This is a genomic window from Bradyrhizobium diversitatis, from assembly GCF_016031635.1.
Taxonomy (GTDB): Bacteria; Pseudomonadota; Alphaproteobacteria; order Rhizobiales; family Xanthobacteraceae; genus Bradyrhizobium; species Bradyrhizobium diversitatis.
This window is the reverse complement of record NZ_JACEGD010000008.1, coordinates 1-23115: the sequence shown is the minus strand read 5'-3', so window position 1 is coordinate 23115 and position 23115 is coordinate 1. Positions and strand designations below refer to the sequence as shown.

The window sequence follows — 23115 nt, the reverse complement described above, 5'->3', positions numbered from 1 at the left end:
CGGGCAGAAACCATGAACGGACGCCGGCACCTCCCGTCAGAGGGTCGCCCCCTCAACCGTGCTCGGCCTCCTTGCGATGGCCGCTCTCGCTGAGACGGTCGACCCAGGCGATGCCGACCGCCGAGACGATGAAGGTCATGTGAATCAGCACCTGCCACATCACGCCGGTCTCGGTGAAATTGCTCCGCGTCGTGCCGAGATTGCCGGCCTCGATGAAGGTCCTGAGCAGCGAGATCGAGGAAATGCCGATGATCGCCATCGCGAGCTTGATCTTGAGCACGCTGGCATTGACGTGACCGAGCCATTCCGGCTCGTCGGGATGGCCGGTCAGGTTCAGCCGGGAAACGAAGGTCTCGTAGCCGCCCACGATCACCATGATCAGCAGGTTCGAGATCATGACCACGTCGATCAGCCCGAGCACGACCAGCATGATCTGCTGCTCGCTGGCGTCGAACGAGTGCGCGACCAGATGCCAGAGCTCCTTCAGGAACAACAGCACATAGACGGCCTGGGCGACGATGAGGCCGACATAGAGCGGCAATTGGAGCCAGCGCGAGCCGAAGATCAGCTTCGGAAGCAGGCCGACCGGCGGCAGTGGCGCGGCCGGCGCCGAAGGTGCTTTGGGTTCAGACGTCATTGATCACTCCGGGTTGCAAGCAGCATGCGCCTCAGAGACTCGCGATGACGGGTGCGAGCTCGAGCGAGCCCCGATAGATCATCTCGAAAGCGACGTAAATGATGATGGCGAGGCCGACATAGGCGACCCAGCGCTGCTTCTGGAGCACGCGGCCGAGCAGATCGGCGGCGACACCCATCATCGCGACGGACAGCAACAGGCCGAAGGCGAGGATGTAGGGATGCTCGCGCGCGGCACCCGCGACCGCGAGCACATTGTCGAGCGACATCGAGACGTCGGCGGCGACGATCTGCACCGCCGCCTGGCCGAAGGTCTTTCGCTGTGCCGGCGCGGCATCCGCGCCGCCGCCATGGCTGAACGCGAGCTGCTCCGAATGCGTGGCCTGCTCACGCAGCTCGCGCCACATCTTCCAGCAGACCCAGAGCAGCAGCACGCCGCCGGCGAGCAGCAGCCCGATGACCTGCAGGAGCTGGGTCGCAACGCCGGCGAAGGCGATGCGCAGCACGGTGGCGGCGGCGATGCCGACGATGATGGCGCGGCGGCGCTGTCCGGCCGGCAGGCCCGCCGCGGCGAGGCCGATGACGACGGCGTTGTCGCCGGCGAGCACGAGATCGATCAGGACGACTTGAAATAGCGCGGCCAGCGCCTCGGCGGTGATGAATTCAGTCATGTTTGATCATTCTTCGATGTCGACGGATCGAGCCAATGCGGCTTGCGGCGTTCGATCCAGTCGAAGACCTTCGAACGGGAGGAGCGCAGCGCCGGCACGTCCTCGGCGAGCAGCGCGAGGCCGAGCGGCAGCATCCAGACGCCGAGCAGCGGCAGGAAGGAGAGCACGCCGCCGGCGACCAGCAGCGTGCCCGAGGGGATCCTGACCCAGCGGCTGGACGGCTTGAGCAGATAGGTGAAGGTGTCGCCCATGCGCCCCGGCAGGCGATCGACGAGCTTGGCCAGCCGCGGGTCTCCACCGGCGATCTCGCCGGTGGTGCCCACGGCTTCGGTGGTGCGCTCGTCCGAAACTGTGCTCATGCTTACTCCTTCGGGGCGGCCTGGAGCGTGGCGTCCGCTGCACTGGGCACGACCGGCTTCGCGCGCGGCAGCACCAGCGTCAGCAAGCGCAACAACTTGATCGCCTGGACTTCGTGGGGATGGACGTCCTCATCTGCGGCAGCAACGCGCTCCGACAGCTCGATCAAATGGGACGAGAGCGGCAGATTCGAAACCGGCCGCAGCGTGTCGATCACGACGTTTGCAAAATCCGGCTCCTCGAGCCGTTCGGCGAGTTCATCGAACATCGCATAGAGCCGTTCGTCCGAAATGTGCGGCGCCAGCTTGCGGTCCCTGATGAAACAGATCACCTCGTCGCGCTCGACCGGCGAGACGCGCCGGTCGGCAACCGCAACCAGCGCGCCCACGATCACCAACGCGACCGCCGCCTGTTCGTTCAGGCTCGACGGCTCCGTGACCTCGATTTCCATCGGACTTGAAGTTCTGGCGTCAGACATCGTAGCTCCCTTAACTTGCGAAATGGCCGCACGGAGCTGCGATCGGGACGAATAGTCGGAGAGAACGAACAAAGGCCCGACGATCGGCCGATCCATCGCATTCGCGCGGGACAGGTCATCCGACATCGCGAGGTTTGCCGACATGGTCGGCGTCCTCGCCAGAGGGGCCCGGATTCTTGTTCTGCCCAGAGATAAAGGCAGCTCTGTCGGAATCAAGCCAACATGACTGCGACCAGCCGCCGCATCGGTTCCATAGCGATGAAACCGCGGCCCGGGCGCGCGGCAACGCTCTTCGCGTTGTGGCGCAGAGCCGGGATCCGGAAGGCGATACGCTCCTCCTATCGCGAAAGCGGCGACGACATCGCAACTCTGTCACGATTGATCGCTACATTTGCATCTCGGGAACGAGCGTCTGCGCCGCCCTAGCGCTCGCGCAAGCTTCGGCAGCGAAGATGTCGTCCTTGAATCCGATGAGCGCGGAGAAGCGCATGAATCGCACCACATCCTGCACCGGCTGCGGCCATGCCCTCGTCCCGATTCTGACGGCCAAAGGCCGCGTGGAACCGAGCTGTCTCTGGTGCGAAGGCCTCGACGCCCGCGCTCTGGACATGGCGAAGTGGGCGGATAGCCCGTTCGGCAAGCCCGAGCGGAGCGTCCGTCAGTCGTTCGAATGAACGGCTTGAGACACTGAGCCGCCGGGCATTTGCCTGTTGTCGCCGCGAGCTGCACGGCTGCATGCGCCTGCAGGACCTGCCGACAAATTAGACAAGACAGGTCGCTCCACCGAACTTGCGGACCTGCGCGGAGAGGTCAGGCAGGTTGGCGAACCCGCTGTCTAACCTTCAGTCCAATCTCGCTTTTCTGGCGCGCCGCCCGCAAACGGCGAGCCTGCGCGCGCACCGTGCGCCGAATGGCCCAAAATTCGCAAGACAGCCTTTGGCCCAATTCCCTGCCCGCCCACGATAGAGAGCGGAAAGTTGCGTGCGCCCAGCTCCGGGATGGACGGCCCCAGATCGGAGAATGCCATGAACGTGCATGCTGCCGGAGATCTCAAATTCACCGGTCTCACCCATCCGAACGGCGCGCGGCTGCGTCTCAACGACCAGGACTTCGTGGCGATCGATCGCGACCGGGATGCGAAATTCGAGGCGACGTACCGGCCGCAGGCCCTCTACAACCGCGCCAATGAAGGCTTTCACGCCAACAACGAGACCTTCCTGCTGCACGAGGTCGCGACCAATCTGCCGATCTACCGGCCCGACACCGGGCCCACCGATTTCCATCTTCATCTTCCGCCGGGCGGCTTTCAGCTCGTGCTGGTCACTTCTGGCGCGTTCACCTTCGACTATGACGGCCGCTGGTACAATGTCGGCCCGGGCGCGGTGATGCTGCAAAGCGCGATCGTGCATCGCCAGCTGTTCTACACCTGGTCGGGCCTGTCGACCGAAGAGAATTTGAAGACGCCGCAGACGGTGGTGCCGGATCCGATCTCGATGGGCTATTCCGGCAAATTCCTCGAAGCCTTCATCACCGATCCCACCGCCTTTCCGAATCCGACCATCGTCGGTCCGGATCAGATCAATGAGGACGAAACGCCGCGCGTGGCCTGGAGCCATCCGCTGCATGACCGCCCGGCCGATGCCGGCTTCTGGCTTCAGGATCCCCTGGCGCTCGACGCACTGTTCAAGCCGCTCACCGACGGTTCTGTCAGATCGGCGATGCCGGTTTACGTGCGCGATATCGGCATCGAGATTCCGAGCGGGCATCTCGTCACGGGCCACATCATCGCGACCGACCCGCGTGGCCACGCACTCTTGCCGAAGAGCACCTCTGCCGCGGCGGACGCGACCTGTTTTGCGAAGGGTGAGGTGGTGATCTATCGCGTCATTCGCGGCACGGCCGAGTTCAAGAGAAAGACCGGCGAGAGCTTCGAGCTGTCAGCCGGCGACGTGGTGACGGCGGGCAGGGATTCCGTCAGCCTCACGGCTGTCGGCGAAAACACCCAGGTGCTGCGGCTCGGCCTGCTCAAGGGCATGAACGAGCTGCGCAGCTGGACGCCGACGCAGCGTGACGAGATCGACGGCCTCGCCGGTCAGATCATCACCCACAAGGACGTCCGCCCCCTGCGCACCGAAGGCAAGCCGGTCGGGTATCTGTACGGGTAGGCGCATATCTCGTTTGCGGCCATCCTTCGAGACGCCCGCCTGCGGCGGGCCCTCAGGATGAGGTCGTGTTTTGTGGCGAAATCTTAGACCCTCATGGTGAGGAGCCCCGCCACAGCGGGCGTCTCGAACCATGCAGGCCCGGCTCGTCCGGCAACCTCCCCCTACTCCGCCGCCTGACGCACGTGGCGCGCGGTTGGCGTGCGCATCGTGACGAGCTCTTCGGCCGCGGTCGGATGCAGCGCGATGGTCGCGTCGAAATCCGCCTTGGTCGCCTTCATCTTCACCGCGATTGCGACAGCTTGCGTGATCTCGGCGGCGGCATCGCCCACGATGTGGCAGCCGAGCACGCGATCAGTCGCGCCATCGACGACGAGCTTCATCAGCACGCGGGTATCGCGGCCCGACATCGTAGCCTTGATGGGCCGGAACATCGTCTTGTAGATGTCGACGTGGTTGAATTGCGCACGCGCCTCGGTTTCCGTCAGGCCAACCGTGCCGACCTCCGGCTGCGAGAACACGGCGGTCGGGATATTGGCGTGATCGACCCTGACCTCGCGCTTGCCGAACACGGTGTCGGCGAAGGCATGGCCCTCGCGGATCGCGACCGGCGTCAGGTTGAAGCGGTGGGTGACGTCGCCGATCGCATAGATGCTGTCGACCGAGCTCCTGGAGAAATGGTCGACGGCGATGCCGCCATTGTTCGGGTTGATGGCGACGCCGGCCTTCTCCAGCCCGAGATTGGCGACGTTGGGATGGCGGCCGATGGCGAACATCACCTGGTCGGAGCCGATGCTCGATCCGTTCGACAGATGGGTGGTGAAGCTCTCGCCATGGCGATCGACCTTGGTCACCGTGCAGCCGGTGAGAATGGTGATGCCCTGCTTCTCCATCTCGCCGCGGACATGGGTCCGGACATCCTCGTCAAAGCCGCGAAGGATGTTGTCGCCGCGATAGATCACGGTGACGTCGGAGCCGAAGCCGGCGAAGATGCCGGCGAATTCCAGCGCGATGTAGCCGCCGCCCTGGATCACGATCCGCTTCGGCAGCTCCTTCAGGTGGAACGCCTCGTTGGAGGAGATCACGTGCTCGATGCCGGGAATCGCGGCGCCATGGTTGGGCGCGCCGCCGGTAGCGATCAGGATGTATTTTGCGGTGATCTTCCTGTCGTTCTCGAGCAGGCGGACGGTGTGCTTGTCCTCGATCACCGCGCGGCTCTTGACGATCTGCGCGCCCGACTTCTCGACGTTCGTCGTATAGGCCGCCTCCAGCCGCGCGATCTCCTTGTCCTTGTTGGCGATCAGCGTCGGCCAGTCGAAGCCGGCCGGCGGAACGGTCCAGCCGAAACCCGCGGCGTCCTCGATGTCCTGACGAAAATGCGAGCCGATCACGAACAGCTTCTTCGGCACGCAGCCGCGGATCACGCAGGTGCCGCCCATGCGATACTCTTCCGCGATCATCACGCGGGCGCCGTGCGCGGCTGCGATCCGGGCGGCACGCACGCCGCCCGAACCACCACCGATGACGAAGAGGTCGACGTCGAATTCAGCCATGGTCCACTCCGACCTCTTTCAACAATCTCTGATCAAATAGGATCGATCAGATCTCCTTGCCACGCTTGCGCATCTCGGCGCGGAAGGCGCCCATCACGGTGTCGGCGAAGTTCTGGGCCCAGGAGTTCATGAAGGCCATGCTGAGCCCGATGGCGCGCGGCTCGGCCTCGATCAGCTTCTTGCCCAGCGGCGACTTGTAGAAGGTGACGAGATCCTTCAGCTCCTGCTCGGTGAACTCGCTGGCATAGATCTGGGCCATGCCTTCGCCGATCTCGTTCTGGCGGCCGGCGAGCTGCTGGGCCACGATCGGCGCGACCTCGTTGAGGTCCTTCTGGTAGTTGAGGTTCTGCTGCGTCAGCGCGATCTTGGTCTTCTCGACGAGGCCGGGCACGGCGCCCTGATACATCGCCGTGGCGTTCTTGATCTGCAGGATCTCCTTCGCCGCTGCGATAGCCGCCGGCGAGGATTTCGGCTGAGCCGGTGCCGCGGCGGCCTTGGGGGCTGGCGCCGGCTGCTGCGCCATGGCCGGGGCGGCCGACAGGGCCAGTCCCACAGCGAGAGTCGCGGCCGGCAAGAATTTCAACACGTCCTTCATTCCTGGTCTCCTTTCGGCTTGCGCCGTTCAATCACGCGAATTCCTTCGCCGCCCGCCAGAACGGCCGAGCTGGCCAAGCCGATGAACAAACCATGCTCGACCACCCCGGGGATGGCGCTCAACGCCTTGGCGAGACCGGGGGGATTCACAATACGTCCGAGCTGGGCATCGACGATCCAGTGGCCGCCATCGGTGACGAAAACGTGGCCGCCCTTGTCCTTGCGGACCGCCATTTGCCCGGAAACGCCGCATTCGGCAAATGCCTTTTCGATCGCGCGGCGCGTCGCTCCGAGCCCGAACGGGATAACCTCGACCGGCAGCGGAAACTTGCCGAGCGTCGGCACCCATTTGGTGTCGTCCGCAATCACGATCATGCGATCCGAGGCGGCCGCCACGATCTTCTCGCGCAGCAGCGCACCGCCGCCGCCCTTGATCAGATTGAGGTCGGGATCGATCTCGTCGGCGCCGTCAACGGTGATGTCGAGATGGTCGATCTCATCCAATGTCGTCAGCGGCACGCCGCAACGTTCCGCATCAGCGCGCGTGGCTTCGGAGGTCGGTACGCCGATCACCTTGAGCCCGGCGGCGACGCGCTCGCCGAGCAGCTCGACGAAATGTTTGGCCGTCGAGCCGGTGCCGAGCCCGAGCTGCATGCCGTCGCGCACCTCCTCGAGGGCGCGCGCAGCAGCCTGCCGCTTCAACTGGTCCATGTTCACGTGTGCGCCCGCCCTGGATTCGGAGGATGAGCCGCCGATCGCGGCCGCTTTCGGCGGCCTATGTAGCCTCGTTTTCCTCGCGGGAACAGGCCTATAAGGTGATCTTATGGGCCCGCCCCTTGCGCGGATGCGACCGGGCCGGTAGCGCTTGGACCATGACCTCCTTCAAAGAGACTTGCCCTCACACCATCGTCTTCGATCTCGACGGCACGCTTGTGGATACGGCGCCCGACCTGATCACCGCGCTGAACTACGTGCTCGACCGCGAAGGCCTGCCGCCCGTGCCGATGGCCTCCGCCCGCAACATGATCGGCGCCGGCGCCCGCAAGCTGATCGAGCGCGGGCTGGAGGCCGAGGGCCGCACCGTCACCCCCAAAGACATGGACCGGATGACCGCGGATTTCATTGCCTATTACGCCGACCATATCGCGGTCGAATCCCGCCCCTTTGAGGGGCTCGAGGCCGCACTCGACCAGTTCGCGGCACGAGGCCATCGCCTCGCGGTCTGCACCAACAAGCTGGAATGGCTGTCGAAGCGGCTGCTCGACCAGCTCGACCTCAGCCGCCGTTTTGCGGCGATCTGCGGGGCGGACACTTTTGGTGTCCAGAAGCCCGATCCGATCATTTTCCGCGAGACCGTGGCCCGGGCCGGCGGAGACGTGAAGGCCAGCATCATGGTCGGCGATGCCGGCACCGACGTCGGGGTCGCCCGGCGCGCCGGAGTGCCCGTGATCGGGGTCAGCTTCGGCTACACCGACGTGCCGATCGCCGAATTGAAGCCGGACCGGCTGATCCATCACATGCGCGATCTGCCGGCGGCCGCCATCAGCCTGATGACGGCTTCACCCGTCGCAACCGGCTGATACAACTAGATTATTCTCGCGACGCCCTGCGTTAACCATCAACTACCTATGCACAGCGCGCCAATTGCCTGCCCCAAACGACACTCCTAAGGTCGCCCCGGGGATGTGGCGGTTTGTCGCAATAGAAGTGGATGGTTCATGCGTCGTGTCATCGCGATTGCGTTAGCAGGGGCGAGCCTGGGTGGCTGCTCCTCGATGTCCTGGGACATGTTCAGATCAGCACCGCCGACCGTCCTGGTCAGGCTCGAATCCAATCCGGCCGGTGCTGACGCCACCACCTCACTCGGTCAGGGCTGCAAAACCCCCTGCTCGGTCTCGGTTCCCGCGCCCGATGCGCCTTTCACGGTCGCTTTCGCCCTGCCCAAATACCAGCCGGCGAGCGTCCCGGTGAACTTGGTCAAGAATCCCGGCGACTTCACCACACCCGCCTCCGTCACCACCGATCCGAATCCGGTGTTTGCGGAACTCCAGCCGGCGGTGCCGCCGAAACCGGTCCGCAAGCCGCACCGGCCGAAAAAGCCCAAACCAGCCGCGCCTGCCGCAGCACCGGCCGATGCAGCGCCCGCAGCGGCCTCGCCGTTCCCCGATCCGAATGCGGACAAGCGCTGATCTGCCTATACCACCGGATTGTCCTAGCCGCGTCCGATGCTTAGATTGCTTTCTCGGCACCGCTGAAGCAAAGGTGCGCCCGTCGCCGTAAGTGACAAGGCATTTGGTATGAACGGACTTTCTGCGAGCCCCCGTGCCGCGCTGTCGGGCGCGATGACCGATCCGTTCGGGCGGACCATCAGCTATCTGCGTGTCTCGGTCACCGACCGCTGCGATCTGCGCTGCTTCTACTGCATGTCGGAAGACATGACGTTCCTGCCCAAGGCGGACCTCCTGACGCTGGAGGAACTCGACCGGCTCTGCACGGCCTTCATCGCCAAGGGTGTGAAGAAGCTGCGGCTCACCGGCGGCGAGCCGCTGGTCCGCCGCAACGTGATGACGCTGGTGCGCTCGCTATCGCGGCATCTTTCGACCGGCGCACTGAACGAACTGACGCTGACCACCAACGGCACCCAGCTTGCAAAGCACGCGCGCGAGCTCGCCGATTGCGGCGTCCGCCGCATCAACGTCTCCCTCGACACGCTCGACCCCAGGAAGTTTCGCGAGATCACGCGCTGGGGCGAGATCGACAAGGTGCTCGAGGGGATCGAGGCCGCGCGCGCCGCAGGGCTTGCGGTGAAGATCAACGCCGTCGCCCTGAAGAACCTCAACGAGGACGAACTGCCCGAACTGATGCGCTGGGCCCACGGCAAGGGCATGGGCCTGACGCTGATCGAGGTCATGCCGATGGGCGAGATCGGATCGGGACGGATCGACCAGTATCTGCCGCTATCGCTGGTGCGCGCGCGCCTCGCCCAGCAATTCACGCTGACGGATCTGCTAGAGAGCACCGGCGGTCCGGCCCGCTATGTCAGCGTCGCGGAAACCGGCGGCAAGCTCGGCTTCATCACGCCGATGACCCATAATTTCTGCGAATCCTGCAACCGGGTGCGCATCACCTGCACGGGGACGCTGCACACCTGCCTCGGCCACGAGGACGCCTCCGATCTGCGCAAACCTCTGCGTGCATCGAGCGATGACCTGCTGCTTGCGGATGCGATCGACCGCGCCATCGGGCTGAAGCCCAAGGGGCACGATTTCATCATCGACCGCCGCCACGACCGCCCCAGCGTGTCCAGGCACATGAGCGTCACCGGCGGCTGATACCGTCGGATTACGGGCCTTATTCCCCTTAACTACCAACAAACTTCCAATTGACTGCCGGCACGCCCGCTGGTTTGGTGCCTGCTGCCTCAAGCCGTTGCGGCGAGACAAGCCGCGCGCCGCGTCGGCGTAATCAAGACGGCTGGGGTGAAATCGGGGGAGGACCTATCGTTGCAAGCGCTCCTTAAGTTGAGCCAGGGGATCGACGCGTTCACACGCTGGACGGGCAAACGTCTCGCGTGGCTGATCGTGCTCGCCGTGATCATCTCGGCGGTCAATGCAATCATCCGCAAGACGTTCGATACGTCCTCGAATTCATGGCTCGAGCTGCAATGGGTGCTGTTCAGCATCGTCTTCCTGCTCTGCTCGCCCTGGACGCTGCTCGACAACGAGCACATTCGCATCGACATCGTGAACAACGCGCTGCCGAAGAAGGCTCGCAACGTGATCGACGTGGTCGGTCACCTGTTCTTCCTCATTCCGCTGTGCATCGTGATGATCATCACCGGAGTGCCGTTCTTCCAGCGCTCCTTCCACATCAGCGAGCAGTCCGGCAATGCCGGCGGGCTGCCGCAATGGCCGACCAAATCCCTGATCATGATCGGGTTCGCTTTCCTCCTCGTCCAAGGCATCTCCGAACTGATCAAGCGAATTGCGGTCATGCGCGGGCTGATCCCCGATCCGCATGAATCCCAGGTGTCGGCGCTCGAGGCGGAAGTCGAGCATCTCGTCGAAGCGATCGAGAAGAAGTAGCGGTTGGCGACGGTTTAGGGGAAATCATGACCGCATTCATCATCGCCAATATGGCGCCCATCATGTTCGTGTCGCTGGTCGTCGTGCTGCTGCTCGGCTATCCCGCGGCATTCTCGCTCGGCGCCGTCGGCCTGTTCTTCGCCGTCATTGGCGTCGAGCTCGGCCAGTTCCATCCCGACTTCCTCCAGGCCCTCCCGGAGCGGGTCTACGGCGTGATGAACAACGATACGTTGCTCGCCATCCCGTTCTTCACCTTCATGGGACTGGTGCTGGAGCGCTCGGGCATGGCCGAGGACCTGCTCGACACCATCGGCCAATTGTTCGGTACCATCCGCGGCGGCCTTGCCTATGCGGTGATCTTCGTCGGCGCGCTGCTCGCGGCGACGACGGGCGTAGTCGCGGCGTCCGTGATCTCGATGGGTCTGATCTCGCTGCCGATCATGCTGCGCTACGGCTACGACCGCCGCGTGGCATCCGGCGTCATCGCCGCATCCGGCACGCTGGCCCAGATCATTCCGCCCTCGCTCGTCCTGATCGTCATGGCCGACCAGCTCGGCAAGTCGGTCGGCGACATGTACGAAGGCGCCTTCATTCCGGGCCTCGTGCTCGCCGGCCTCTACGCCCTCTACGCCTTCCTGGTCAGCATGATCTTCCCGAAGGCCGCGCCGGGCCTGCCGAAGGAGGCCATCGGCTTCCGCGAGGATGACGGCGGCCGCGGTCTGGTCTCGCTCGGCATGCTGTTCCTCGCGAGCTGCGTGTTCGGATGGTTCATGATGCGCAATTCCGAGACGCATGGCGCCGATTACGTCGTGCTCAGCATGTTCTACGGTATCGTCTTCGCGTTCGCTGTCGCCGTGGTGAACTGGCTGATCGACAAGCTGACCGGTTTCCGTTTCCTCTCGAAGATGGCGCAGCAGACCACCTTCGTCATGGTGCCGCCGCTGTTCCTGATCTTCCTGGTGCTGGGCACGATCTTCATCGGTATCGCGACTCCGACCGAGGGCGGCGCGATGGGTGCCGCCGGCGCCCTCCTCCTCGGCGCCGCGAAGCGGCGGCTGAGCTGGGACCTGATCCGGCAAGCCACGGAATCGACCGCCAAGCTGTCGGCGTTCGTCGTGTTCATCCTGGTCGGCGCCCGCGTGTTCTCGCTGACATTCTACGGCGTCAACGGCCACGTCTGGGTCGAGCATCTCTTGACCTCCCTGCCCGGCGGCCAGGTCGGCTTCCTGATCTTCGTCAACGCGCTTGTCTTCGTGCTGGCCTTCTTCCTCGACTTCTTCGAGCTGGCCTTCATCGTGATCCCGCTGCTCGGACCTGCCGCCGAGCACCTCGGCATCGACCTGATCTGGTTCGGCGTCATTCTCGGCGTCAACATGCAAACCTCGTTCATGCATCCGCCGTTCGGCTTCGCGCTGTTCTATCTGCGATCGGTCGCGCCGAAGGAGCGATACACCGATCGCCTCACCGGCAAGCGGATGGACCCTGTCACCACGGGCCAGATCTATTGGGGCGCGGTCCCATTCGTCGTCATCCAGATCATCATGGTCGGTCTCGTCATCGCCTTCCCCGCGATGGTGATGCACTACAAGGGCGTACAGTCGAACATCGATCCCAACACGATCAAGATCGAGGTACCGCAAATCGAGCTGCCGCCGCTGGATCTCGGCCCGCCGCAGAAGTAGCAAAGGATGGCGGGCCGCCTCCTCCCCTCCCCTGGAGGATGATCACGCCGCCCTCTCCGCCGGCCGAAACCGCAGCGTGAACTCCGCGCCGCCGCCGGGGAGGTTTGCCACCGCAACCGTGGCCTCGTGATCGTCCGCCACCGCGCGCACGATCGAGAGTCCCAGGCCTGCGCCGTCGCTTCGCCTGCGGTCGGCGCGCCAGAAGCGCTGGAAGATCAGCTCGCGCTCGGCTTCCGCGATGCCCGGGCCGCAATCGCGCACGCGCACCGAACCGTCGTCGCGCACCTCGACCTCGACGCAGGTGTCCTTCGCGGTGAATTTGATGGCGTTTTCGGCGAGGTTGAAGATCGCACGCTGAAGCATCTCTGAGTTACCGTGGATCCTGACCGGCGCGTCGGTCCCCTTCAGAGCGATGTCCTTGTGCTGCGCGATCGCGAACGGGGCGATCGAACCGACCACCTCGGCGCAGACCGCGCGCAAATCCGCGGTCTCCCCGGGATCGAGCACCAATGTGTCGAGCTCGGCGATCTCCAGCAACTGGGCGACGAGGCGGCTCATGGCCTCGATGTCGGCAAGCAGCGCCTGCCGTGCCGCGCGGTCGTCGAGCGTCTCGATCCGGGTGCGCAGGATCGCGAGCGGCGTGCGCAGCTGATGCGCGGCGTCCGCTGTGAACTGCCGCTGCACGCGAAAGCCGCCCTCGAGGCGATCGAGCGCCTGGTTCACGGCGGTGACCAGCGGCATGATCTCGCGCGGGATCTGCGCCGTCGGCAGGCGGATATCGGTACGCGCCGGACCGATATTGCTGGCCTCCTCCGAGGCCCTCCACAGCGGCGCAATCGCGCGGCGGAAGATGATGATGTCGGTGGCAAGCAGCACCAGAAGGATCGGAATGGTGATCCAACCCACCCGCCGGAAGAAGTTCGAGACGATGTCGTCGGTGATGACGTCGCGGTGCGCGAGGTCCTCGGCAACCTGGATGCGGACCGTCTTGCCGGCAATATCGCGGGTGACGCCTGCGCCGGAGATCGTCTCGGAGAAGCGTGATTGCGCCGCAGCGGCTGAGCGACGGTGCGAGGAGAACAGCAGCCGGCCGTCGGCATCGCGGATGTCGAACTGGTATCGGCCGTAAGCGTCCGAATAGAGGCCCTTCAGGCTGTCGGGGAGGTTGAAGCTCAACGTGCCATCCGGCTGCGTGACGATGTGCCCCGCCAGCACCTCGGCCTGCGCGCGCATGGCATCGCGATGCAGCTGCGCGATCTCGGAATTGAGCAGCCAGAACAGCACCAGCGGCAGGAAGATCGCGACCACCGCGACCGCGACGATGTGCAGGAACACGATACGCGAGATCAGCGATTTGAACGTGAGCGATCTGGCATGCCCCACCGCGGGCACGTTATTTCTCCGCGGTCATGAGGTAGCCGACGCCGCGGATGGTATGGATCACCACCCTGGCGCCGTGTTCAGCCAGCTGCTTGCGCAGCCGCGAGACATAAACTTCTACCGCATTGGAGGCGACTTCGCCTTCGAGCCCAAAGATGTGGTCCTCGACGTTCTTCTTCGGCACCACCCGCCCCTGCCGGCGCAGCAGGATCTCGAGCACCGAGCTCTCGCGCGCGGAGATGATGCGCGGCTGGTCGTCGATGAAGATCTGCCGGCTCTCGGTGTCATAGACGAGGTTGGCGAGGCTGAGCGAGCGGCCGAGCAGCTGGCCGGGCCGGCGCAGGATGGCCTCCAGCCGCGCCACCAGCTCCTCCATCGCAAACGGCTTTGCGAGATAGTCGTCGGCGCCGCTGCGCAGGCCGGTCACGCGGTCCTGCAAGCCGCCGCGGGCTGTCAGCACCAGGACCGGCAGCGGCTCCATCTGCCGGCGCAACTCGCGCAGCACCGACAGGCCGTCGTCGTCGGGCAGTCCGAGGTCGAGGATCATCGCGGCATAGCTGACGCTGCTCACCGCCTCGCGCGCCTCGGCCGCGCTGCCGACGATGTCGCTCTCATAGCCGGCCGCGGCCAGCCCGCCAGCAACGAGCCGCGACAGCTCGGCATTGTCCTCTACGATCAGAAGGCGCATCGATATTCCGGTGTCACCGCACGGCTCGCGCCGAAATCTTCGCCGCTCTTTTCCAGCATTCCGGACGGCTGGGCCAGCGAAAAAATGCGCGGTGAGCCGAGCGCCCCGATGTCAGGCTCGTGTAAGCCGATCGGACCCGCCCTCACGAGGCCTGGAACGGCGGGCCGGCATCCGGCCGCTAGATCGACTACTCCCGGCTCGATCTAAGCGTCGCCTTCGACGCGCGCAAACGGATTGCCGTACACGGAATAGGCCAGCCAAGTCAGTTCCCTCCGGCTTTTGGCTGCCTCGCGCGCCGTTCGGACGGCTTCCACCAGCACGTTTCCGTCGTTGAGCGAGCGATAGAACGCCTCGGCAAAACTGTAGGCGAGCTTGTCGTCCACCGACCAGAGCGCTCCGACCAGCGCGCCCGCGCCGAGTTCGGAATATGGCCGCAGGAACGCATCGACAAAGCCGGCGACACCTCCACCGATACCGCGTCCCGAGCGCCCGGTCTGGCAGGCATTAATGAAAATGGTTGGTCTCGGTCCGCTTTCCGCGAAGCGGGCAAAAGCCTTGACCTGATCCGCCGATAGCGAATCCTGCGCAAAGCTGCCGTCCACCGTGGACCCCGTCATCAACAGGTCGGCCGTCATGACCGCCCGCTGCGCCACTTCGCCGTGGCAGGCAAAGTGCAGAACGTCGCACTCCCTTGCATTGTGCTGGAGGAAGCCCGTCACCGAGATGCTGTCGGCCGGGACCTCGCGGGGTTTGCCGAACAGCTTGGCCAGCATCTCGCGTTCGGCACCGGCGCCTTCGAGCCGCAGGGCGGGATCGAGATAGGCCGGGATCACGTAGTTGACGCGATCGCTGCGCATCGCAAGTTTGGGACCGGGCCATGGCGTGCTGTGCAGCCAGCGGACCAGCCCCCATTCGGCGAGGAAGCCCTTGCCGGCCTGCCCGGACTTCCGATCATTGATGTAAAGCAGCTCCCAGGGAATGAACGGCTCCTCCGAAATGACCTGGATCGCGCGGATCGCCTCGCGATGGGTCCACAACGCCTCGCGGACCTTGTCCGGCAACAACTCGTTCGCCATGACAATTCCGTTTGCCTGCAGGCGCAACAGGAACTGGTCATACAACCGGTTGGTCGCGAGCCAGGACGTCTCGATGCCCTTGAAGATCTCCGCAACGTAGACGTCGCGGGAGAAACCGCCGGGAAGGGTGCGCGATTCCGAAACTGCGATATTGGGATCGACGCAGGCAAGGTCGAAGCGCAGCGTCACCTTGCCGCTCTCCACGATCTCGTAGATCCTCAGCACCGCCGGCTCGTTCGGGCGCGCCGCCATGGCCAATCCGACCTGGCTCCGGCGCAAGGTCTTGCTGTCTGCATCGACGAATACGGGAGCCAAGGTGAAGGACGCCAGAATGCGCGGGCCCTGCCGCGCTTCGACGAGGATGTCCGCTGCGCCCTCTGCGGTACCTTCCACGACGAACCGCAGCGCCTCCGCCCGTCGTTCCCGCGGCGTGTCGATCTCTGCGCTGGATTCGCCGAGGACCCGGCAGTTCCTGCGCGCGATGACTTCGACAACGATGGCGCGGGACGCATCGATGTTGACCGGGGTATCCGAGGCGTTGGACGTTTGTGTTTCCGCAGCCTGGATCCTCTCGCGCGAAACCGTGACAAACAGCGGGACCGGCTTCCTGGGCGGCGGATGAGACTCGATCTCTGCCGCAAAATAGCAGACGGCGGTTCTTGGATCAGGAGAAGGTGCCAAGGGCACCATCTCGGCTGCGACGGACGCCTGGCTCGGCACGGGCGATGCAGCCGCAGGAGCCGCACGTGTTGGCACTCGTCGCAGCGTCGTTGTGTCCGACATCGAGTCGGCTTCGAGGCTCTCCAGATGGGGCGAGGGCAAAACAGCTCCCAGCGAGTGTTCGGAGGGGGACGCCGCTCTCCGCGTCGCCCGGCGCGATCCTGTCCGCTGCAGGTCAAATTGCTCGCCGAGGCGGGCTGCGCCAACCCCCAGCCATTCACTCAATTTCAACGGAACGACATCCGTCGCAAAGTAAGTGGTGTGAAAGACGTCGTCCGTATTGCCGAAGGCGAAGGTCGCGTCGCTGGCGAGGCGCGAGCCGCGGGTCCCGAACGAGGTCATCGACGAGGTATCCACCACCAGATCGTTGTCGAGCTGGAACAGACGATTTGTTACGCGATCGGCAATGAACTCGGCGAATTCCCTCGTCACCCCCTTGCTGGGTTCGACCTGCGCGACGAAATTCGAAGTGATCGCATAATAGGTCGCGAGCCTGTCGAGAGGACCGGCCGCCCCGTTCAACTCCCTGACGAGATCGCTCGTGGGCCGCATCGCGGCAAGTCCGGGCACTCTTTGCTCGTCGATGGCGACTTCCGAAAACGCCTGGACGAAGCGACCGACAGTCTTGATCCCCTGCGCCACGATGGGACTCAACACAGCCCCGCCCGCCAGGTACGAAACCGCACGGACGCCGGCCATGATCCCGTTGGTGTAGAGATCGATCATCGCCGCCCAGTTCTCGGGCTCGGCAAGATGCGTTCCGGCGTTCGTGCAGCCGACAAAGATGGCCTTGCCGAGCCGGATGTCCGGTCGTTGCTCCGCAAGCCGGTTTTCCACCACGCGATAGACAAGTCCGCCGCGGCTGTGGACGACCGCGTCGATCGACGACCTTTCCGGAATTCCCAGTTCCTGCAACGCCGCAATAAGAGCGGCAGCATTCTGGCCGGGCGTTGCGGTCAGGGTCTTGTGGTCGAAGCCGAGCACGGCGTCGTAGTGCTGGTTGGCTCTCGAAAGAAATGCCTTTCCGCTCGCGGAACCGGCAAGCTGCGCGAAGCCACCCGCGGTCGATGAGAACGTGCCGTGCACCATGAGCAGGATCTTGAGCGGGCGACCTTGCGGCAAGCGCGGCCGCACGGATCGGGACGGGGTCCATGCCGCCGGATCGAGCCCGGTCATCATCACGATCCCCTCCTCCCGGTCTCCCTCGATATAGTCGGTCGCCGCATCAACGGCCGTTCTGGCGACGAACTTCAGCACATAGGCGCGGACCGGATCGATCAGCTTGTCGGAGACCCAATCGAGAACCGGGCCACGCTTGCCGCGTGCCGTGGAGATTCCACGCGTGCCGCTCGTCTCGGCCGTCAGCGGGAACACCAGAACCTGTCTACCGCCGCGTTGCCGCGATGGACGGGCAACCTGCTGCGGGTAGCTCCAGGCATAAACGCCGCCTGCCCCTTCGATCAGCACCATCGCCCGTTCGGACGGGCCGACCTCGACCTCGATCTGCGTCGGCGTCTGCGCGTCCCGTCGCAGGGCGCGCGTACCTGGGCGCGTCGGCGCCATTTCAACTTCGGCCACGATCGTGAAGTCGGACGCCGACAGCGCCCTCTTGAGGTCATCAGCGCCCCTCATCTGGCTGGCGGAGACGCGGCGCAATCCCCGGCGGGAAGCGTTGCCCTGGACCAGCCTGACCTCGACATCGTCGGGACTTTGAACCACGATCCCGTTTGCTATCTCGATTGCAGCCATGTCCTTCCCCCTGTGCAGATGCGTTCTTCGTTACGTCCTTCACATGCCGCGGGCGCACGTCGCGCGCCGCTCCGACAGCGCGAGGTCAAGGCTTGACAGTCGACTGCGACGCAGGCGCGGCCCAACCGAGCAGATTGCCATCGAGCGCCGACGACTTCCGGATCATCTTGTTGGATTCGATGTAGGCTTCCGCCGTCGAGGGCACGAGATATCCGACCACGAAGCCGAGAATTCCGAAGGACGCGACGATGCCGGCGTACCACGACAACGGGATGCTCGGCATTTCCAGACCAAAGGCTCTGGTCACCAATACGAAGCTGACGAGAAGGCTGAACATCAGCGATGCCATGACCACCGCATGGGCCGCGCCGTCCTTCAGTCTCGCCTCGTGATAATCCAGCCGATCCGCCCTCAGCCGCACGTCGAGAAGAATGCTCAGGACCAGCGTGTTGACCAGGAAGATCAGGGAGAACAGCGAGCTCGCCGCAAACGGATGATTCTTCGCCAACCAGCCTTCAGCGATCGGAATCGTGTTGTAAGTCAACCATAGTATGAAGTTGCCCGCCAGATACGAGCACGCCCCGAAGACCACGTAGGAGCTCCAGGGCAACGCGTATAGCGAGGGGCGCGCGAAATTCGTCGCGGCCTTCGGATAGATTGCAAAGAAGATCGAGATCGTCAGCGCTACCGCGTGCGCAAGGGACGAGAGGCCTCCGGCCAGCGAACCAACCGCAAACTTCTTCGGCAGATCGAGGAAGAACAGCGGCGCGACAGAGACCGCGAAGTCGAGGACGAAGATCGTCACCAGGGGTGCAAACGGCAATGGCTGAGGCAGGACGGTCTGATACCCGAAGCTGGATATCAGCTCCGTCCGGGAATCGCGCCTGTCGACGACCGACAAGGTCGCCTCGGCCAGACGACGCTGGTACGCGACCCGCAAATCCTCACACTCTTCCGCAATGAAATCGGAGATCTCAAGCACCAGCTCCCGCGCGTCGACATCCGACACCATGATGTCTTCGGTCAGCAGGAGGGCCCGCGCCGACCGTCGCAGCATGCGCCGATACTGCCGCTCCAGCTCATCAAAAGCGGCTTTCCGCGCGCGGAAGAACTTCTCGAAGCGCGGGTTGCCGCGCAGATCGACGAAACTGGTGTGAAGCGAAGCAACCTGCATGATCATGGCCGTCGCACCGGCGGCAAGCACTTCGTCATCCTGATTGAGCGCCTTCTCGATCAGCCTCGCGGGAACGCCATATCCTTCGAGCTCGCGCTGCAACTCCGGCTTTGCCCGCTCCGTCACCCGGATGGGCGAACGCGCGATGGCCACGATAACGGTCTCCACGGCCTGCGGGTAACGCGCCAGCGTCTGCATCATGGTCCTCAGCAGTCCGATCACCCGGGATAGAACCGGCAGGTGCGGCGCCAGCACCATGAATGCGATCGTCGCCGGTACGGCAACGAGCAGGCCGGCGTCCCGTCCGGGATAGAGCTGATTGGTCAGCCAGCGGATTTGGATGACCATGAACACATAGAAGACCACGGCGATCGTGACGTAGGCGAGGACCGCGAAATAGTAGCGGTCGCGCATCACGGCATAGCGGATCTCCACGGTTTCGAAAGGAGCGTGAAAGTCGATCGCGCTGACGATGCAGATCGCGATCGCACCGAGGCCGAGAGCAACGATGGACGGGTCAAAGCCGTACATTGATGAACATCCGCTAGGGTCCAGCCCGGTCCACGAAGATTTCACCATCGAGGCCGCGCATGTAGAGAACCGGAGAAATCCATTCGGCGAAGTGGCGCGCCTTCAATTCGGCCCTCGTATGCGCCAGGGCGGCCTGAATCGAGACGTTGTCGGCGAGATAAGTGTAAAACGTATCGGCGAACGCGAGCCCCATGTTGTCGCTGATCTCGAACTGCATGGCGATCACCGCAGGGACGCCGCCCTGAATGAGCTCGGCAGCGGTGCTCGAGAACAGGGAACCGTCGGATTGCGCTCCGCTGCAGGAGTTCAGCACGACGAGGCTCGGCGTTTGGCCGGGCTGGGTGAGGAACACTCTCAACGTATCGGCGTACAGCCGAGTCCCGCTCGACCCGCCCTCTTCCTGCACCACGATGAAGCCCATCTGCCGATCCGGATCGTGTCCGCCGTGACCGATGAAGTGAAACAGATCCCACCGTTTGCCATCATCTCCCCTCAGGAAACGACGGTTGAGATCGCGCGCCTTTGCCGACGGAATCCAGGACAGCTTCAGTCTCTTGCCGTCGTTCAGTTCGTTCAGCGCCCTCTTGATCGCGACCTGCTCGGCGTCGACCTCGATCTCATCCAGGGGGAATCCGTTCAGAACCTTGACCCTCGCCGCCATGCCCAACACCCGTATCGGCCTTGCCGCGCTCATCCGACGTTCTTCGCCATAGTCGTCGACAGCCCGCGTGAACGGTGTGCTCTGGGATGTCGTCACATAGAAACGGTGCTTCCTGTCGTACATCGTTTCCCAGGGCACGTAGGCGAGCGCGGGATCGCTGACTCGCAAGCGGATCAGGAACGGCTCGTCGTCTCTTCGCGCCGCCTGGAAACATTCCTGATAGAGTTCGAGGATCTTTCGCTGAAAGATGAAGTCGAAGAGTTGCGAGCCGATTTCCTGGACAATTCGCTCGTCCGATCCCGATATCAGAGTTCCGGCGGCATCACGGATGGCGGGTCTTGCTTCATTGCCGCCATTTGCCGCGGCCGCATCCGGGCTTCGCGGGCGTAGCGCCGCCTCGGCGCTGCGCGCGGCAGGGCTCTGGAGAATCGCTTCCTGCAGCGGTCTCAGGTTCTGGCGAAAACTCGGCTTGAGCTTCTCGACCTCGATCTCGCGGCTCGACGAATTGTATTCCGCAACGATGCGGCAATGGTCTTCGCCACAATCTTCAATGGTCAGATTGAAAACGACCTTCGCCACGACGCAATCCTCAGCCGCGCACCGTCAGCGCAAAAAGGCGCCTTGCAAGAAAGTCCCTGGCGGCCAGCAAGGCCCCACACGGCATGTGGCGGGCGTCGTACCGCGGCATTCCCGCGCTCCGCACCTGAGAAGCGATGGAGGCCGCAACCCGAAATTTTGGCAGCCGGCTTTCTGCCGGCAAGGACGCACACGCCGAGTTCGGGCGGGCTTTCGTCTTGGCCTGCGCGGCCTGCTCGCAGCGGCGCACCGCACGGCATCGGTCGGCGCAATCAAGGAAAGCTCGCTAGCTTCCTGGCATTTCTAGCGAATTTCTCTCGACCTGACTGTGAACCGCTTCACACCTCTCGCTTTGGTGATCACTGTGAACGACTGGCAGCGGCTCCATCTGCCGGCGCAGCACCGACAGGGCAGTTGTCATTGCATTCCCGATAGCGGTGACTGGGCTGCTCGGCGCGCCCACGAAAGTGGACCTGGACAAGATCAAGATCGAGATCCCGGGCATCGAGCTGCCACCGCCACTCGATTTCGGCCGGCCGAAGAATTGACCCGCGGAACATACGCTTTTACACGTGGTTGAATCCAGGACTGAGGATCAGTGCCTGGGAGGAGCCCGATGCCTTACTTCGCTTCTGGCCAAGACCAAGACTTCCGCATCTGCAAGGTGCTCGCCGACGTCTTTTGCGCGATCCTGCTCGGCACCTTTTCCATCATCTTTTTCGGCTGGCTCGGCGGCATTGTCGCCGTCGCTATCCTCGAGGCCGGTCTGCTCGGACTCGATTGGCTCATGCCAAGCACGAAAGACGCGGCCGGCGTCGTTCGCTGACGGCGGCTAGACCAACCTCGGCTGCCGCTAAAGCATGATCCGGAAAAGTGCGCAGCGGTTTTCCGGAAAGATCATGCGATGACGATTCATCCAAATCTCATCGCGCTTTAGTCTGGCCTGATAAGTGCTCCTGAAAGGCTGTTCTCAGTTCGGCCAGGGCGGTCCTCATAAGAGCGAGCCGGCTCTTGAGGGCCGAGCGGAAATCTTCTGATCGGTTAGAGCATTACTGCTGATGACCCGTTGCAGACCTTAGCGTTCGATCGTTTCGGACAACAATCTCTTAAGTCCGTGCCAATAAGGTATGCTTTTCTATAGTCACGCAGACCGACATACACTTATGCGCAAAATGCGATCCGAAGAGAGCCAAGCTCAGCGGCTTGCAACTTGGTCGCGATGGAAACGATGGCTTGCCAACGTTGGGATTCTCGACAGCCGCGTCTTGCTCATGAGCGACACTGAACGCCAGAGAATTAGAACAGAGAACCTCAGGCGACTGGCTGCCCGACCGCTCTGGGAGAAGTGCATTGCGATGGCAGGACTTGCAACAGGCGCGATTTCTGTTCCGTTGTATCCATATCTATTCGGACACCTGACAATCGGCTGGGAGAAACTAGGCTTCACCAGAACGATTGTTCCGTCCGAAGAGCCAGCTCTCTTCATAGCCACGCTCCTGTTCTTTGAGGGCTTCTTCATCTGCGTGCTCTATTTTTTGTACAAGGGCTACTTCTTCCACAGCAGCGACGAGCGGCCTGATTCCTGACCAGGCTCAGCGAACGTCTGCTCATGCCCGTTGCAGACCCCGCCGAGAGTTGGCATTGTCGTGCGATGTTCAACGAACTGCCTGCCCATATACGTACATGCTCGCTCTCATTGGCGGTCTATTGCGTGACATGCATCGGCGCGACCGCCTGCTCCATCTTGGTGGGACGGAGCATCATGTTCGAGCAGGTCCCGGCCGACATCGATGCATCCGAGATCATCGAAGCAACCATACATGATCGCACGCAGATCAGCGACGCGCGTGGTCTACAAGGGGAGCTGTTGAACGCACGCGTTGATCGCGTAATCAAGGGATCGATCAAGACAGACGCCGTGAAGATACTTTTGTACAAAGGTTGCCCCCGCGCTTACGGGGGGTATGGCATCATCCTCGGCGATCTTCAGGCCGATCCGTTGCTTGGTCTGGTGCTGATACCAAAGGACCACTTAGTCCGCTAATGGCCGATATTGTTGCAAAAGTCATTGTAACCGACGAATGCCCCTTCGGCCATTGGGCAAAGTGGACCGGCTTTGATCCGCCGACCCTGACGCTCTCTACGCAACTCCTACGCTACGCGATGCAGAGAGCATGAGCGGGCGGAGGTCGTGCAACGAGCGACGCGAGGCGCCTCAGATTTTGCGCGATGGCAGCAAGAACAAACTCATCCTGTGCGCCTCGTGGTCCACGCAGTCGAAGCCGACCGAGCCTGAGAATGCGCTTCAGGTGTGCAAACCGCATCTCAATCTTCTTCCGCTC

23 protein-coding genes are annotated in these 23115 nt (G+C 63.5%); 10 read left to right on the top strand and 13 right to left on the bottom strand.

Features of this window, described 5'->3' with window-relative positions; translation table 11 throughout:
• Positions 1-52: 52 nt before the first annotated feature.
• The 4 genes from H1B27_RS09190 to H1B27_RS09175 are packed head-to-tail and all read right to left on the bottom strand — an operon-like array spanning position 53 to position 2142.
• The gene (locus H1B27_RS09190; RefSeq protein ID WP_061877725.1) at positions 53-637 is read right to left on the bottom strand and encodes a TIGR00645 family protein; all 585 of its coding nucleotides are present in this window, start codon (positions 635-637) and stop codon (positions 53-55) included.
• 31 nt (positions 638-668) lie between these two features.
• Positions 669-1307 carry a TerC family protein gene (locus H1B27_RS09185; RefSeq protein ID WP_061877726.1) on the bottom strand — a complete coding sequence of 213 codons (639 nt, stop codon included), beginning with the start codon at positions 1305-1307 and terminating at the stop codon, positions 669-671.
• A complete protein-coding gene (locus H1B27_RS09180) occupies positions 1304-1666 on the bottom strand; it encodes a hypothetical protein (protein ID WP_028181516.1) in 363 nt (120 codons plus the stop codon). The genes H1B27_RS09185 and H1B27_RS09180 overlap by 4 nt, the downstream gene beginning before the upstream one ends.
• 2 nt (positions 1667-1668) lie before the next feature.
• On the bottom strand, positions 1669-2142 hold the full coding sequence (locus H1B27_RS09175) for a TerB family tellurite resistance protein (RefSeq protein WP_197965841.1): 474 nt from the start codon (positions 2140-2142) through the stop codon (positions 1669-1671).
• 488 nt (positions 2143-2630) lie between these two features.
• Between H1B27_RS09175 and H1B27_RS09170 the strand changes: the two genes are divergently transcribed.
• Both H1B27_RS09170 and H1B27_RS09165 read left to right on the top strand, forming a co-directional pair.
• Positions 2631-2816, top strand: a complete 186-nt coding sequence (locus H1B27_RS09170; RefSeq protein ID WP_061877727.1) for a hypothetical protein — start codon at positions 2631-2633, stop codon at positions 2814-2816.
• A gap of 351 nt (positions 2817-3167) precedes the next feature.
• Positions 3168-4307 (top strand): hypothetical protein, encoded by a 1140-nt coding sequence (locus H1B27_RS09165; protein WP_197965840.1) that lies wholly within the window; start codon positions 3168-3170, stop codon positions 4305-4307.
• Between the two features lie 161 nt (positions 4308-4468).
• Here H1B27_RS09165 and gor read toward each other — a convergent pair whose 3' ends face one another.
• From gor to rpiA, 3 genes are read right to left on the bottom strand one after another with little or no spacing between them, the layout of a single operon-like run.
• Complete coding sequence (gene gor / locus H1B27_RS09160) at positions 4469-5857, bottom strand: glutathione-disulfide reductase (protein ID WP_197965839.1); 1389 nt, start codon at positions 5855-5857, stop codon at positions 4469-4471.
• A gap of 46 nt (positions 5858-5903) precedes the next feature.
• Complete coding sequence (locus H1B27_RS09155; RefSeq protein WP_061877729.1) at positions 5904-6452, bottom strand: DUF2059 domain-containing protein; 549 nt, start codon at positions 6450-6452, stop codon at positions 5904-5906.
• On the bottom strand, positions 6449-7168 hold the full coding sequence (gene rpiA / locus H1B27_RS09150; RefSeq protein WP_197965838.1) for a ribose-5-phosphate isomerase RpiA: 720 nt from the start codon (positions 7166-7168) through the stop codon (positions 6449-6451). Before rpiA ends, H1B27_RS09155 begins: the two co-directional genes overlap by 4 nt.
• A 155-nt stretch (positions 7169-7323) precedes the next feature.
• Here rpiA and H1B27_RS09145 point away from each other — a divergent pair, with 155 nt between their 5' ends.
• The 5 genes from H1B27_RS09145 to H1B27_RS09125 all read left to right on the top strand — a co-directional run bounded on the left by H1B27_RS09145 (position 7324) and on the right by H1B27_RS09125 (position 12218).
• Positions 7324-8031, top strand: coding sequence for an HAD family hydrolase (locus H1B27_RS09145; RefSeq protein ID WP_197965837.1), 708 nt, complete (start codon positions 7324-7326; stop codon positions 8029-8031).
• Positions 8032-8169: 138 nt separating this feature from the next.
• A complete protein-coding gene (locus H1B27_RS09140) occupies positions 8170-8640 on the top strand; it encodes a hypothetical protein (protein ID WP_197965836.1) in 471 nt (156 codons plus the stop codon).
• A 108-nt stretch (positions 8641-8748) separates the two neighbouring features.
• Positions 8749-9783 (top strand): GTP 3',8-cyclase MoaA, encoded by a 1035-nt coding sequence (moaA, locus tag H1B27_RS09135; RefSeq protein WP_197965835.1) that lies wholly within the window; start codon positions 8749-8751, stop codon positions 9781-9783.
• 171 nt (positions 9784-9954) lie between these two features.
• Complete coding sequence (locus H1B27_RS09130; RefSeq protein ID WP_061877734.1) at positions 9955-10536, top strand: TRAP transporter small permease subunit; 582 nt, start codon at positions 9955-9957, stop codon at positions 10534-10536.
• A 26-nt stretch (positions 10537-10562) separates the two neighbouring features.
• Positions 10563-12218, top strand: a complete 1656-nt coding sequence (locus H1B27_RS09125; protein ID WP_061877735.1) for a TRAP transporter large permease — start codon at positions 10563-10565, stop codon at positions 12216-12218.
• A 42-nt stretch (positions 12219-12260) separates the two neighbouring features.
• On the opposite strand, the gene H1B27_RS09120 is transcribed toward H1B27_RS09125, so the two are convergent.
• From H1B27_RS09120 to H1B27_RS09100, 5 genes are all read right to left on the bottom strand, one after another.
• Positions 12261-13601 (bottom strand): ATP-binding protein, encoded by a 1341-nt coding sequence (locus H1B27_RS09120; RefSeq protein ID WP_376708978.1) that lies wholly within the window; start codon positions 13599-13601, stop codon positions 12261-12263.
• Positions 13602-13611: 10 nt separating this feature from the next.
• A complete protein-coding gene (locus tag H1B27_RS09115; RefSeq protein WP_197965833.1) occupies positions 13612-14286 on the bottom strand; it encodes a response regulator in 675 nt (224 codons plus the stop codon).
• A gap of 203 nt (positions 14287-14489) precedes the next feature.
• Positions 14490-17831: a DUF7379 domain-containing protein gene (locus H1B27_RS09110; RefSeq protein WP_197965832.1), complete on the bottom strand. Its 3342-nt coding sequence runs from the start codon at positions 17829-17831 to the stop codon at positions 14490-14492.
• A gap of 85 nt (positions 17832-17916) precedes the next feature.
• Positions 17917-19536 (bottom strand): hypothetical protein, encoded by a 1620-nt coding sequence (locus tag H1B27_RS09105; protein WP_197965831.1) that lies wholly within the window; start codon positions 19534-19536, stop codon positions 17917-17919.
• Between the two features lie 13 nt (positions 19537-19549).
• Complete coding sequence (locus H1B27_RS09100) at positions 19550-20776, bottom strand: CHAT domain-containing protein (protein WP_197965830.1); 1227 nt, start codon at positions 20774-20776, stop codon at positions 19550-19552.
• A 613-nt stretch (positions 20777-21389) separates the two neighbouring features.
• Between H1B27_RS09100 and H1B27_RS09095 the strand changes: the two genes are divergently transcribed.
• From H1B27_RS09095 to H1B27_RS09085, 3 genes are all read left to right on the top strand, one after another.
• Positions 21390-21599: a hypothetical protein gene (locus H1B27_RS09095; protein WP_197965829.1), complete on the top strand. Its 210-nt coding sequence runs from the start codon at positions 21390-21392 to the stop codon at positions 21597-21599.
• Positions 21600-22044: 445 nt separating this feature from the next.
• The gene (locus H1B27_RS09090; RefSeq protein WP_197965828.1) at positions 22045-22359 is read left to right on the top strand and encodes a hypothetical protein; all 315 of its coding nucleotides are present in this window, start codon (positions 22045-22047) and stop codon (positions 22357-22359) included.
• 176 nt (positions 22360-22535) lie between these two features.
• Entirely contained in the window at positions 22536-22817 is a 282-nt protein-coding gene (locus H1B27_RS09085; RefSeq protein WP_197965827.1) for a hypothetical protein, read from the top strand.
• Between the two features lie 112 nt (positions 22818-22929).
• Here H1B27_RS09085 and H1B27_RS09080 read toward each other — a convergent pair.
• The coding region (locus H1B27_RS09080) for a transposase (protein WP_197965826.1) at positions 22930-23115 on the bottom strand (186 nt) is incomplete at its 5' end.